12 protein-coding genes are annotated in these 14,193 nt (G+C 53.9%); 1 reads left to right on the forward strand and 11 read right to left on the reverse strand.

Going from position 1 to position 14,193, the window contains the following annotated elements; genetic code table 11:
- Positions 1–65 precede the first annotated feature (65 nt).
- From ychF to AC0MA3_RS05945, 11 genes are all read right to left on the reverse strand, one after another.
- Positions 66–1,166, reverse strand: a complete 1,101-nt coding sequence (gene ychF, locus AC0MA3_RS05895; protein WP_379157086.1) for a redox-regulated ATPase YchF — start codon at positions 1,164–1,166, stop codon at positions 66–68.
- Positions 1,167–1,387: 221 nt separating this feature from the next.
- On the reverse strand, positions 1,388–1,858 hold the full coding sequence (locus AC0MA3_RS05900) for a GNAT family N-acetyltransferase (RefSeq protein WP_379157083.1): 471 nt from the start codon (positions 1,856–1,858) through the stop codon (positions 1,388–1,390).
- Between the two features lie 40 nt (positions 1,859–1,898).
- Entirely contained in the window at positions 1,899–3,026 is a 1,128-nt protein-coding gene (fni, locus tag AC0MA3_RS05905; protein ID WP_474655477.1) for a type 2 isopentenyl-diphosphate Delta-isomerase, read from the reverse strand.
- A 158-nt stretch (positions 3,027–3,184) separates the two neighbouring features.
- The gene (locus tag AC0MA3_RS05910) at positions 3,185–4,660 is read right to left on the reverse strand and encodes a phytoene desaturase family protein (RefSeq protein WP_474655478.1); all 1,476 of its coding nucleotides are present in this window, start codon (positions 4,658–4,660) and stop codon (positions 3,185–3,187) included.
- Positions 4,657–5,814, reverse strand: a complete 1,158-nt coding sequence (locus AC0MA3_RS05915; protein ID WP_474655479.1) for a glycosyltransferase family 2 protein — start codon at positions 5,812–5,814, stop codon at positions 4,657–4,659. The genes AC0MA3_RS05910 and AC0MA3_RS05915 overlap by 4 nt, the downstream gene beginning before the upstream one ends.
- Entirely contained in the window at positions 5,811–6,548 is a 738-nt protein-coding gene (locus AC0MA3_RS05920) for a lysophospholipid acyltransferase family protein (RefSeq protein WP_474655480.1), read from the reverse strand. Before AC0MA3_RS05920 ends, AC0MA3_RS05915 begins: the two co-directional genes overlap by 4 nt.
- Positions 6,517–7,302, reverse strand: coding sequence for a carotenoid biosynthesis protein (locus AC0MA3_RS05925; protein ID WP_474655481.1), 786 nt, complete (start codon positions 7,300–7,302; stop codon positions 6,517–6,519). The genes AC0MA3_RS05920 and AC0MA3_RS05925 overlap by 32 nt, the downstream gene beginning before the upstream one ends.
- On the reverse strand, positions 7,302–8,162 hold the full coding sequence (locus tag AC0MA3_RS05930; RefSeq protein ID WP_379157064.1) for a phytoene/squalene synthase family protein: 861 nt from the start codon (positions 8,160–8,162) through the stop codon (positions 7,302–7,304). The genes AC0MA3_RS05925 and AC0MA3_RS05930 overlap by 1 nt, the downstream gene beginning before the upstream one ends.
- Complete coding sequence (locus tag AC0MA3_RS05935) at positions 8,155–9,675, reverse strand: phytoene desaturase family protein (protein WP_474655482.1); 1,521 nt, start codon at positions 9,673–9,675, stop codon at positions 8,155–8,157. The genes AC0MA3_RS05930 and AC0MA3_RS05935 overlap by 8 nt, the downstream gene beginning before the upstream one ends.
- Complete coding sequence (locus tag AC0MA3_RS05940) at positions 9,672–11,219, reverse strand: phytoene desaturase family protein (RefSeq protein WP_474655483.1); 1,548 nt, start codon at positions 11,217–11,219, stop codon at positions 9,672–9,674. Before AC0MA3_RS05940 ends, AC0MA3_RS05935 begins: the two co-directional genes overlap by 4 nt.
- A 207-nt stretch (positions 11,220–11,426) precedes the next feature.
- Positions 11,427–12,344 carry a MerR family transcriptional regulator gene (locus AC0MA3_RS05945; protein WP_474655484.1) on the reverse strand — a complete coding sequence of 306 codons (918 nt, stop codon included), beginning with the start codon at positions 12,342–12,344 and terminating at the stop codon, positions 11,427–11,429.
- A gap of 210 nt (positions 12,345–12,554) precedes the next feature.
- Between AC0MA3_RS05945 and AC0MA3_RS05950 the strand changes: the two genes are divergently transcribed.
- Entirely contained in the window at positions 12,555–14,099 is a 1,545-nt protein-coding gene (locus AC0MA3_RS05950) for a phospholipase D family protein (RefSeq protein ID WP_474655485.1), read from the forward strand.
- Positions 14,100–14,193 lie beyond the last annotated feature (94 nt).

A 14,193-nucleotide genomic window follows, 5' to 3' on the forward strand; every position in this document is an offset into this window, starting at 1 on the left:
GGAATACTAACAATCTATCCAGTAAAACGATGAATTTCTGTAAAACAAGGGTTTCATCAGGCACGTTATACGTTGAAACGGAAATGCATGACGTCGCCGTCCTGCACCAGGTACTCTTTGCCTTCCAGACGCAGCTGTCCGCGTTCCTTGGCACCGTTCATCGAACCGGCAGCGAGCAGATCGGCGTACGCAACAACCTCTGCACGGATGAATCCGCGCTCGAAGTCTGTATGAATGACACCAGCAGCACCAGGCGCTTTGGTTCCCTTGCGGATCGTCCAGGCACGAACCTCCTGTACCCCTGCAGTGAAATAGGTGTAGAGCCCAAGGAGCTTATAGGCTGCTTTGATCAGACGGTTCAGCCCGGATTCCTGCAGGCCCAGCTCTTCCAGGAACATCGCCTTGTCTTCGCCTTCCAGCTCAGCAATCTCTGCTTCCACTTTGGCACTGATCGGCACCACTTCGGCGTTCTCGGCAACAGCAAACTCGCGTACCTGCTGAACATAAGGGTTCTCTTCGGCTGTAGCCACTTCATCCTCGCCAACGTTGGCCGCATATAATACCGGCTTCAGGGTCAGCAGGTGAAGATCACGCACGATCAGACGCTCGTCATCGGACAATTCCACGCTGCGCGCAGGTTGGTCTTGATAAAGAGCTTCCTTAAGGCGCTCCAGAACTTCAACTTCCTGGGCGTATTTCTTGTCGCCGCCCTTGATGTTTTTGCGGGAGCGTTCGATCCGTTTCTCGATACTCTCCAGGTCAGCCAGAATCAGCTCCAGGTTAATCGTCTGGATGTCGCTGATCGGATTCACTTTACCATCGACATGGGTAACGTTCTCATCCACGAAGCAGCGCACGACATGAACGATCGCATCCACTTCACGAATGTGGGCCAGGAACTTGTTGCCAAGGCCTTCACCTTTGCTCGCACCGCGCACCAGACCGGCAATATCCACAAACTCAAAAGCCGTTGGGACCGTCTTGTTCGGCTGCACCAGCTCAGTCAGCTTATCCAGACGTTCATCCGGCACTTCCACGACACCTACGTTCGGGTCAATGGTACAGAAAGGATAGTTGGCGGATTCTGCTCCCGCTTGTGTAATTGCATTGAACAATGTGGATTTCCCTACGTTCGGAAGTCCTACGATACCTGCTTTCAAAGCCATTTATATGACAACTCCTATTTTCGGTTGGATTGATCACCGCATAAATTCCAGGGCTTGATCTCAACCATTATATATTAGAACAAAACTGCCAGCAACAGGCGGATGTGTCTGTTAGTGGGCGGCCTGCCAAGGATGATCCGCTTCACCCCTGCCTTAATGTATGAAAATACCAAAAAGACCCCGCCTGGGGTCTCTTCCCTGCCAGCTTAGGCCGGACCATTCTAAAGTTCTTTCGACATGGTGATATCCGTTACGAGAAAGCCCATTTTTTTGTACAGCTCAAAGGCCCGGTTATTCTGTCCGAACACATGCAGGCCGATTTTGGTAATGTTCAGCTTGCGGGCTTCCTCATCCAGCGCAAGAAGCGTCTGCTTGCCGTAACCTTTGCCCTGGTACTGTTCAAAAACATAAAAATCATAAATAAAAGCCTCACGCCCGCTTCGTCCCTCGATCACGTTGAACCAGATATACCCGGCTTGAGTATCCGAATCCGTCTCTACGATGGAAAAGATATATGCCCCTTCGGTATGGAGACCATCGGGCAAAGTTTTGTTCATCTCATCTTGTGACAGCTGCATGGCCGTCTCGGTATCCCAGGCCCCAGCCTTTATTTTATCCTCTGCATAATCCCTGGTAGATTGGCTCATGAAAAATTGAAATGTGGTCTCGTCCATTTGGACCAGTCTAATCATCGTTTTGTGCCCTTCCTTGTTTCCGTATTCTCTATTCACTTCAATGCTTGACTAGGCGATTTGTATTGCGCAGCGCAGCTAGGTTAGGTGCACCGATACCGAACATTGCAGTCCGCAGCTCCAGCTCCACCTGAGCCAGCGCTTGATCCAGCGCCTCCTCGGATTCCACTGCAGGACCGAGCAGATTCCGTCCGAAGCCGGCCAAATCTGCTCCAAGTGCGAGTGCTTTGGCCGCATCCACGCCGTGTCTAAGCCCGCCGCTGCCGATGAGCGCACCGTGCTTCGATGCCGCCCGAACCTCCACAATGCATTCGGCGGTGGGTATTCCCCAATCGGCGAATGCCTCAGCGGCGGCCCGCCGGACCGGGTCACTGCTGCGGAACTTTTCTACCTGACTCCATGAAGTTCCGCCAGCCCCTGCCACATCGACAAAAGCAACGCCGGCATCATACAGCCGGGAAGCCGTTTCCCCGTCAATACCCCAGCCGACCTCTTTCACCCCGACAGGGACCTCCAGTGCCCGGGAGACTTGCTCAATCCGCGACAGCAAGGAGGCAAATCCTGTGTTACCCTCAGGCTGAAAGACCTCTTGAATCCCGTTCAAATGAAGTACCAGCCAATCCGCACCGGCAATATCTACAGCACGCCGGCATTCATCTACGCCAAAGCCATAGGACAGCTGTACCGCTCCAATGTTGGCAATGACAGGAATTCCCGGGGCTTGATCACGGACCCTGAAGGTAGAGGCGAGCTCGGAGCGTTCCACAGCTGCCCGGATGGAGCCAACCCCAAGTGCCCAGCCCCTGCGCTCGGCTGCCGCAGCCAGCCTGGCGTTAATAGCGCCGGTAGCGCTGCTGCCGCCGGTCATGGAGCTGATCAGCAACGGGGTCCGCATTTCCCGCTCCAGAAAGACCGTCCGCAGGGAGATATCATCGAAATTCAGCTCAGGAAGCGCATTATGGCGGAAGCGGTAATGCTCGAAGCCAGTTGAAATCCCACTGCCGCCAACTTCCTCGTTCAAGCAAAGCCTCACGTGTTCAATCTTGCGTTCTCCCGTTGTGGATGAAGGCAGCAGAGACTGATGCCCGGCAGGTTGTGCAGCTGGCGGGGTGGTGCCGGATTTCTTTTGTACATTATATAGTGATTCATCCTGCGGCATCTGATTCATACTGTCATCCCCCGGTTCTAGCGATCTATAATCTGCAGAGAGATACTGTCCCCCATGAGATTTTCCATGTACTGGGCGCCTGCCAGCAAGCTTCATTATAGCATATCCCTATTCTACATCCATGCTCGCCTGCTGAATCATTAGCGTAGCACCTTAATCTAAGTATGATCGGCAATGTATTCGCCAACCAGCCTTCCGGATAATGAGACCACTGGAGTTCCTCCGCCAGGATGCGTTGTGCCGCCTACATACCACAGCCCTTGGATATCCTGGGAGCGGTTCCCCGGACGAAAAAACGTCTGGCGGACGGAATTCGAGGAAATTCCATAGATGGCTCCACGGTGCGCCAGCGTGTCGTCTGCGATATTTTGCGGGGTATAGCGCCTCAGGACTTCAGCCTGAGCAATCCCATCGATGCCATGATCAGCAAGCACTTCAAGCACACGTTCGCCGTAGGATTCGGTATCGCGGCTCCAGTCTGTCGCAGTGCTCAAATATGGCGCATTCGCCAAAATAAACAAATTGCTCCCTCCCTCAGGCGCCATATCCTGTTCGGAATATCCCGAATGACAGATGTAGACTGTGGGCTCCTGCGGGGGCCTCTTGCGAATAAAGATATCCTTGAATTCAGGCTCATACTGTTCCGGAAAAAATACGGTATGATGCAGCAGGCCTGTATATTTGCGCCTGACCCCTGCAAGGGTAACCAGGCCCGATAAAGAAGGCTCATAGGCGGATATTCTGCGGTCGCTCATTCGCGGCCGGTTCTCCCGGGGAAGCAGCATCCGGTTAATGCTCAGCACATCACCTCCGGCGATAACCGTATGGGCCTGATAGAAGCCTTTTGACGTCTCCACCCCTTCGACCCGGCCGTTCACCACAGAAATCTGTGTTACCTCCGTTCCGGTAATCACCCGCACGCCCAGCCCTTGTGCCAAAGAGACGAGGCCTTCGACCAGCTTATAGGTCCCTCCGCGGACCCCAAAGACCCCTCCCTGACTCTCGACATGTCCAAGCATGGCAAAGATTGCGGGAGACTTGTACGGGGATGAACCCACATAAGTCGCATAACGACCCATCATCGCAAGGGTATGGGGATGCCGGAAATAGCGTTGCAGCAAGGATTGAAGACTAAGAAAAGGCCTCACCCGCAGCAGATCGCGCACCAGAGCCGGAGATATTTTATCTTTCCAGGAGAGCAGCAGCCTGTTCAGGAACTGCTTCTCGCTGAGTCTGTACAGAAGTGCAGCTTCAGCCATGAACGCTGGATAACGCGCAGCGTCCCCGGGACTAAAGGTTGCAAGCTGTGCCTGCATATATTCACTATCCCGGGAGAAGTCCACAACCGTACCATCTGCGAACACATTGCGTGTACGCGGTTCGAGTTCATATAGCTGCACATAATCTTCCATCCTGGCACCCGCCAGTTCGTACAGTGAACGGAACACATGAGGCATTGTAATGGTGCTGGGCCCACGATCAAAGGTATAACCCGCTTCCTCAATACGCTGCAGCTTCCCCCCCGGATGGGCCTGACGTTCCAGTACCGTCACATCCCAGCCTTTGGCAGCCAGGGTGACTGCGGACGACAACCCGCCGAAGCCGGCCCCAATAATCACTGCCTTCTGTTTCATCGGTACCGCCTTCCTTTCCACTCGTAGCCTTGTGAGGAGCGGCTGCCCCTCCAGGAGCTCAGCGCAATCGCAGCCAGACTCAAGATACTGGCCGGCATCCAGAGACAGAGCCAGATGGGCTGTCTGCCTGAAGCATCACTGGTCCTCTTAATTGCAGCACCTGCCAAATAGGACAGAAGAGACCAGAACGCCGCTGTTTCAAGACCGTTAAGTATGCTGTAGACAGCCATTCCTACTGGTACTACATACAGCAGCATATACAAAGCAAGCATGAGCAGCAGGAGTAAGGGATTACGGCCAAGACCGGCATAAATATTCTTACGGTAGCCCTTCCAGACTTCAGCCGCCTGATGATACATCCGCATGTCAGCCACAGCTGTAATATCTACCAGAGCCACTGGCTCCCGTACCTGCTTCACCGCCCGGGCCAAGGCCATATCATCCACAAGCTCCCTGCGGATGGCCTCATGCCCTCCGCAGCGGAGGTAGCTGCCACGGTGGATCAGCATGAAGCCTCCGTGCGCCGCTACGAAGCGTGGATCGTTCGATCCCCGGACGAGAGGAACCGGCAAATGCGAGATAATCGTAAAGCCCATAAGGGGTACAACCAGACGCTCCAGCCAAGTGCCGGTAACCTGCCGGGGAAACCCGGTAATCAGACCCGCACCCTGAATTTGGACAGCAGACACAGCGGCTCTAAGCGCACCCGGCTGCAGTCGCACGTCCGCATCCAGAAACAGGAGCCATTCCCCTGACGCAGCTTCGCTCAGCTGTGCACAAGCATGGGTTTTGCCTACCCAGCCCTCAGGCAGCTCACGGCCTGCGAGTACCCGGACCTGCCCCCGTCCGGCTGCAGCGGCAAGCTTCCCTGTTCCATCGGTGGAACGGTCGTCCAGCACCAGAATCTCAAGCTCCACTCCGGCATCCTCACAGGACAGTACGGACGCAAGGCAGGCTGAAATATTAACCGCTTCGTCACGGGCGGGAATCAGGATAGACAGCCGTTTGAGAGGCTGATCGGACACTGACACAGAAGGAGCAGAAGGCTTCTTCCGCTGCCGGTCTCCAAGTATGGGAAGCTGCGCTGCATTCCATAGCGCAAAGATTAACTGCAGCAGCAAAATCGTAAAAAGAAATTGCAGAAAAAATATCATCGGCTAACCCTGCCGCGCATAGCATCCAGCCATTCGTTGGTCGATCTTCCCTGCTTCATCAGCGGACGGAACTGCTTGGGCATATGCCCCTTATGTTCAAAAATAAGCTGTCTGTGAGTATCTAGCTGTGTCTGGAGAATCGTTGCCAGCATGCCGGAGATGCGGCTTCGGTCCATATCCGCCCAAGGATGCTTAAGCGGTGCGCCGGCAAGAAGTGTCGCATCCGGCTTGGAATGCCGGAACAAGCCATGAAAGAGAGTGACGGGAACCACGGCAGCCTGCGGGCACATGCGCAAGATCAGTGCTGCCCCTTCCTTTAGGGTAAGCGGAGCACTGCTGAGCGGTAGAATCTCTCCCTCTGGATACATCCACACATTCCCCCCTGCATGAAGCAGACTCGCTGTATATCGTAATGAAGCTCTGAGATCGCCTGTATGGTCACGGTTAATCGAGTAAGCCCCCAGCTTGCGGAAAAAAGCGTACTTGCGGAGCTGCTCCTCTTCCATCATGAAATAGTGGGAGCTGCCTTTCAGCTGTCCTACGGCATGATAGGCCAGCAGGCCATCCCACCAGGAGCTGTGATTCATAATATAGAGAATAGGTCGGCCTGCGGCAGCTTCGGGCTGAAGATCACCGGAGATGCCCAGGAAATGAAAATGCCGACGGAGCAGATAGAGCGAATTATAGCGGTAGAATAATTGATTAAAGCTTTTGGATTTGGCGGCTTTCAGCATAGCGTAGCCCCCCTTCCGACAACGCGGCTCCCACTCCGGCAATCACTGCACATAGCGGCAGCCCTTCACGCAGGCTGATCAATCCGAACAGGATCAGAATCGCCTGATAGAGCCGCGTCCCCCGCAGTGCAGCTGAACGGGATACATGAAGTTTCGGAAGACATAGGGACAGCAGGGCAGAGACGATAAGCCATCCGGCAAAATTGCTCCATGGCACATGATAAAAGTCTCCGCTGCCCCCCCATTGCCAGAAATTACGCGCATGCGCGACTGGATCAAGCACCAAATCCAGCAATACCGTCCAAAAGCCGACCTGAACCGCTCTTACAGCCAGCAGCCGAAATCCCTTTTGCCCAAAATCATGACTAATCAAAGCAGCATTGCAGATCACAGCGATCCAGGCAAATCCAAGCGTGACAGGTACACCGTAGATCAGCGGTCCAAGCACATTGGTATATTCGTATTCACCGAACAAGCGCCCGGAGTGGACACCTATCCACTCCACGGTCATTCCACCCGTCCAGATCAGGCCGGCAGAGAGCCATATAGAATGCGCCTTCGGTTCATTCAGAAAAATGACTGACCGGTCGGACAGAAATAATGAGGTTTGTCCCTTTGCCAATAGATCAGCAGCATATAGAGCATACAGGATCAGAAAGATTCCACTGGAAAATTGTAGACTGTCAGGGATACTGAATAGGATGAGCAGCAGGGCACCAACGGCATACCACACCCAAAATACATATTTGATCATTAGTACGCCGCCGCTCTGCCCTTGTCGGCATACCGCGCAGCTGTGCGGTGGAACATTTGAAGCTTCGCCTCATCGCTGACATAGGCTCTGCGGCGGAAGACATCGTAGTCTGCGGCTTTAACATCATCCAGAATTGCTGCATAGAAGGCAGCCGCTAGTTCTACAGCCAACCCGCTTTCGGGCGGGTAGGTATCTACGTTTGCCAAGCCTTTTTCAAACCAGGCCAGTGCCTCTCTTCTTAGCTCATGAATCACAGCCACGAACTGTTCATTCACCTCTCCGCGTTCCAGTTCCTGCTGCCGGTAACCATTCCTTCTCATAATATCAAGCGGTACATAACGCCTCCCGCGTCTTAAATCCTCGCCGACATCCCGGATAATATTGACAAGCTGCATCCCGATGCCAAGAGAAATTCCTGCGGCCTGTGCTTCTTCATTATGGTCATCCCGCAGGACCGGCAGCAGCATTTCCCCCACTGTGCCTGCTACCAGATAGCAGTAGGTTTCAAGCTGCTCCAGTGTCTCGTAATGAGTGAATGTAAGGTCCCTGGTTTGGCCTTCCATTTGTAGCAGAAACGGCTCCCGTTCCAGTTGCGGAAAGGTATCGAACAGCCAGCGCAAAGCCGGCCAGATAAAATGTCCCTCCGCCTGCTCCAGGTTTTTGAAATAAGCGCGGAGCTCATGAATGGTATAAAGGGAGTCATCCGGTTCGTCTACACTGTCATCGATCATCCGGCAGAAAGCATAAATGACATGCACAGCCTCCCGGCGCGGACTGGGCAAGCCGTCAAAGGCCTTGTGAAACGAAGAGGAGCCCTTCTTCATGAGTTCCTCACATTGCTGCATAATTCTTTTATCCATGACCGCTCATCTCCTTCAAAAGTTCATTCACTGCCAGTCTGGCTCCCTGCATTACAATCGGTACCCCGCCACCCGGATGAACCGAGGCACCGGCGGCGTATAAGCCCCGTATCGAGTAGGGCTTCGCCTGCGGCCGGAACACACCGGATTGGCTCAGCACCGGAGCGATGCCAAAGCTTCCGCCGCCGAACATCCCTTCTTGCTCTGCTTGCGCCGGTGTGCGCAGCCTGCGCCAGACGATGCTGGCAGACAGCCCCGGAAATCCTCTCTTCTCTGCATCCGCCAGCACCTTGTCAGCCAGCGGTCCGGCAATGCTATTCCAATCCAGCTCAGGCAGTGCCGGAACCGGAACCAGGAAATAAAGCACACTCTCTCCCGGAGGTGCTGCACTATCATCCAGCGCCACCGGATTGAATACATAATAGGAGGGGTGGTCTGAAATCCTTCCTTTATCGAACAATTCCCGAAGATTGTCATTCAGGCTGTCCGGCAGGAAAAACTGGTGGACCATGGCATCCGGCCAGCGTGTATTCACTCCGGCATAAATCAGCAGACAGCCCGAGGAGGGCTTGAATGCACCGCGGCGGATGGGCTTTGATGTTACCGCAGCAGCCTCTCCAGGAGGATCGGTGCGCCGTCCGGCCTGTTTGAACATCTGCTGCGGGAGCAGCTTTTCCAGATGCGGAAAATCACCGTTGTATAGTACTGCGTCATACTTGATGCTCTGTCCATGAACCCTGACTCCCCGGCAACGTCCGCCGCTTACTTCCAGCGCTTCTACCTCAGTACTCGTATGAATCACCACGCCCCGGCGTTCAAGCTCAAGAGCCATAATCTGCGGAAGCCGTCCATACCCGCCCTTCAGCATCCAGATCCCGAAGGCATGCTCGGCATACGGAAGCATCGTGTATATGCCCGGAGTACGGAAAGGTGCACCACCGATGTAAAGGCTTTGCAGTGAAAAGGCATCCTTAAGCTCTTCACTTTGGAAATACTGCCCGACTGCCGATCTCAGGCTTTTATAGGCGCGAAGCCGGCCCATCAACGACAGATTCCGAGGGCTGAAGAAATCTCTTCGCCGTGCAAACCCCTGCTCCAGAAAGGAGGCCTTGCCCTCAGGATATAGTACTGACATTTCCTTCATAAAACGGGTGAACCCCTTGCCTTCCCCAGGATATTGCCTGTCAATCTCTGCAGCCTGCGCTTCGGTTCCGTCAACCTTGGTCAGGGTGCGCCCGCTCTGGAAGTGGATCTGGTAGAGCGGATCACAGCGCAGCAGCTCCAGGCTTCCTTCCGGCAGACCTGCTTCTTTCATAATGCCGAGCAGCATCTCCGGCAGAAGAACAATCGTCGGGCCCCGGTCAATCCGGTAAGACCCGTTCTCTTCAAAGGCCACCCGCCCGCCCACCTGCGGGCCGCGCTCGTACACTACAACCTCTTGGCCCTGCTGGCTGAGCAGCAGTGCCGCGGTAAGCCCGCCGATCCCGCCGCCGACGACGGCAATCCGGCTCATAGCGGAACCCCCGTTCCGGCAGCGGCCGGAACAAAGGCGCTGCCGCGGGCGGCACGGTCGTGCTCCCGCAGCAGCCGGGCACTGATCTTAGCCGACTCAAAAATCGTCGGCAAGCCGCTGCCCGGATGCGTACCGCCGCCGACCAGCCAGATGCCGCCCACCTCCTGGAAGGTGTTGTGCGGGCGCAGGTACATCATCTGGCCCAGATTATGGGCCATGTTAAAGGTCGCACCATTATATACATCCAGCTTATCCTGCCAGTCCTGCGGGGAGAAGAACAGCCGCTCCTCTACCCGGCCTGACAAACCGGCAAGCTGTGGGATATGTTGAAGCTGCTCCATCATTTGGGCTTCTACGGCTGCACCTTCCTTCGACCAGTCCACCCCGGCCGTCAGATTGGGAACGGGCATCAGTACATACAGTGAGGATTTACCGGCCGGTGCCAGGGTAGGATCAATCACCGACGGGTTGTGAACGTAGATGGAAGCATCCTTGGATAACCGGCCCAGCTTCGTAATCTCCTCCACATTGCGCCGGTAGTCCTGCGCGAAATGAACGGAGTGATGAGCCAGATCCACGTCCCCGTCCACTCCAAGGTACAGCATTGCTGTGGAGCAGGAATAGCGCTTGCGGGCGATTTTGGCGGGTGCATATCTTTTGAGGACACCGGGTTCGAACAGTTTAGTCATGGCGGAGCCAAAATCAGCCCCGATCACCACATAATCCGCTTCCACCCTGTCTCCGCTCTCCAGTTGAAGTCCTGCAGCATGGCCGTTCTTCACGATAATCTGCTTCACACCGGTGGAGGTATGGACACGCCCGCCGTGTTCCTGAACGATGTCTGCCATGGCCTGAAGCACACGGTTAATGCCGCCAATCGGATGATAGAGGCCATAACGGTGCTCCATATACGAGAGAATGGTGAACGTGCCAGGACATTCCCAGGGCGACATGCCAAGATATTTAGCCTGAAAAGTGAAGGCATACCGCAGCCGTTCATCATCAAAATAACGGGACAGCCGGTTATAGACATTGTCCGCGGCGTTCAGCTTGGGCAATGCCCGAAGCACATCCTTTTTGACATAATCACTGAGGGATTGAAATGGCCGTTGCAGCAGGGGGATTACCCTTTCAAGCTTCTCCCCTTCTTCGGACATAAAGCGGCGGTAACCCTCCCCATTCCCCGGAAACAAACGTTCAATCTGCTCTGCCGTATGCTCCTGATTCGTCGAAGGCGTAAAAACGGTATCTCCGAAATGCAGCGAATACAGCGGATCCAGTTCTTTTAAATCTATATAGGAGTGCAACGAACGCCCTGCGGAAGCAAACAGTTCCTCCAGCAAATGCGGCATCATCAAAAAAGTAGCACCACGGTCAAAACGGTACTCCCCGAGCCTCAGCTCTCCCGATCTGCCTCCAACATCATCCTGCTTCTCATACAGATCCACCTCATATCCTTCAGCGGCAAGCAGCATGGCGGCAGCCAGTCCTCCCGGACCTGCTCCGATCACCGCTACCTTGGCCGTTCGTTTTGCTCCGGTCATCTTCTTTTTCCTCCTCAAACAAACCTTATACAATAACTATACATATCTGATACAAATATCATACATACTTTAGACGGGGTTGTAAACACTACATATTTGCTTACCGTTCAAGTGTTGCAGAAGATTGTGGGCAAAGGCGGTGCCAACGCAAAAAAACCCTCCGAATCTCTGCAGATTCGAAAGGGCTCCCTATACCTGTTTTAACTTTTAGTGTCTGATCTCCAGCTTCATAAAAACTTCCTGAAACCACGTCTGCCAGTGCTCCGGTGATTCATTCATGACATACCGCGCCTCAGAGAATGGCGGAGCAGCCTCCTCATATCCCTTGCCACCCACCAGAAACTGAAGATCCGGAAATGACCCCTTCAGCCGTCTCATCAGATCCTCTGCGGCTGCTACCCGCTCTTGGCCGGTTACCGACAGACAGATCAGCCCGACCCGGCTTTGCTTGTTCAACATTTCCATAATGCCTTCCTCAGGCGTATTAGCCCCCAAGTAGATCACCTCTACTCCATTCTTACGCAGAAACAGCGCGAACAGCAGTAGTCCGATCTGATGATGTTCCCCGGACGGGCAAAATGCCAGCACCTTCGGATAATGGGCCTGTACAGGAAAGACATGAAAAAACTGATAAAAGCGGTTGGATATCATCTGTGTCATATAATGCTCCTGGGCCACAGTCGCCAGCCCCGCCTCCCAAGCATCGCCAACCCTGACCAGAATGGGTACCAGCACCTGATGAAACATCGCTTCATATCCATAGAGTGAAAAACCAAAATCAATCAGCGCGTTCGCCCGTTCCCCCTGAAATTCAAGCATTGCTGTGTAGATTTGATTTTTCATCTTTTCAAAAGCGTCACCCGGCATCCCCCCGGCCATAGCCGTATGCTCTTCCAGTTGCTTCTCTTTGCTTGCTCTAAGCAGCCGGACCGCGTGTGAGATATTGATTCCCTGCTTCTCGGTCTGCTCTTTCAGCCACCGCAGGTCTTCTATATTCTCCTGGCTGTACAGCCTGTAGCCGGATTCCGTCCGTTCGGGGATCACCGCTTTATATCTGCTCTCCCAGGCTCTCAGCGTAACGGAAGGAATATCCAGCATTTCGACGACCTGTTTGATCGAATACACGTTGCACCCCGCTCTCTTCCCTGACCCTCTAAATATTTGAATGCTCAAACCTTATACAAATTGTTTACACTCATTATACATACGCTACCCGTTTATGTCATCAGGCATTACATCTGCTTCAATTTACCTCTTCGGGTGTTAAATAGTTGAATACTATGCTGGAGCATACTTACTACACAAGCTTACTCCGCAGCACACCAGGAGGAACCTATGAATTCAGACAACAACACCACTCCGTCCACACCACCGGATTCCACCAATGCCAATGGCCGGGACTTTTCTCCACATCACCACAAACATTCGCCCCGCCGCCGTCGCCGACCATGGATTCTATGGACGCTTGGACTTCTTATCCTCTGGCTGGCAGGAGTGATGATATACCAGACCCACAAACCTCTTCCTGCGGGGATTTCGTATGAGAGCCCCGTCTACACAGTAGACCAGGTGTCATTCTGGCATGACCTTACCTATCCGGACAGCAGCGGGAACAGTCAGCACGAGGAACAGATCTTACCCCGCATCCTGCAGATCATAGATGAATCCAGGGAGTTTCTGGTCATCGATCTGTTCCTGTTCAATAACTATACCCATAAGGATCAGAATTTCCCTGCGGTGAGCCAGGAGCTGGCCGACAAGCTCATCGCACAACAATCAGCCCACCCGGATATGGAGATCGTCTTCATTACGGATGAGGTCAACACCAATTACGGCTCTGCCGCGAATCCATTGCTGGAGAAATTGAAAGCTGCCGGAATCAAGGTCATCCTTACTGATGTTGATCCGCTGCGTGATTCGACCCCCGCCTATTCGGCTGTATGGCGCACCTTCTTTCAATGGTTCGGCCAATCCGGTAAAGGCTGGATTCCTAACCTGATGGCAAACGAAGGCCCTGACATCACCGCCCGCTCCTATCTGAAACTGTTGAATGTAAAAGCCAATCACCGCAAGGTGGTGGTCAGCGAGAAGACTGCATTGATCTCTTCGGGTAATGTGCATGATGCCAGCGCCTATCATTCCAACATTGCCTTGGAAGTGCAAGGGCCTATCATCTCCGATATTCTGCATAGCGAGCAGGCGGCAGCCGACCTGTCTAACGCAGGGCCAATTCTCAGCAAAATGCCCGTATTCCCCGAGAAGAGTGCAGCCCGTTCCGGCGGTCCGCTGGAGATACGTTACTTGACCGAGGGCAAGATCTATAAATATGCACTCGAAGGCATCCGTTCTGCCGGCAAGGGCGATACACTCTGGATGGGCATGTTCTATCTGGCGGATGACCGGATTCTGGACGAACTGGTAAAGGCCTCCGCACGCGGAGCAGATATAAGGCTCCTGATGGACCCGAACCAGAATGCCTTCGGACGCGATAAAATCGGCATACCCAACCGGCCGGTCGCCCTGGATCTGAACAAGCGCACTAACGGGAAGATTGCTATCCGCTGGTACAACACAGGTACCGAACAATACCATACCAAGCTGATGTTCATAGCCAAAGCAAGCGGCCAGTCGGTAGTTCTGGGCGGCTCCACCAATTTCACCGCCCGCAACCTGGATGACTTCAATCTAGAGAATAATCTGTGGGTAGGCATGACGAAGGACCAGCCGCTGTATGCCGAAATGGAAAGCTACTTTAACCGGCTGTGGAGCAACGAGGACGCACAGTACAGCCTGCCGCTTGAAGAGTACCAAAGCGATGTGACCTGGCTCAAATACATCCTGTTCCGTATGCAGAAAAACCTGGGCTTCACTACTTTTTAAGTCCAGCAGCAGCATAATCCTCGCTGAGCATACAAAAGACCGCCGGACAGCTGCAAGCGCAGCCTAGTCCGGCGGTCTTTTTAGTTAATATATT

Source organism: Paenibacillus sp. LS-5, from assembly GCF_056121505.1.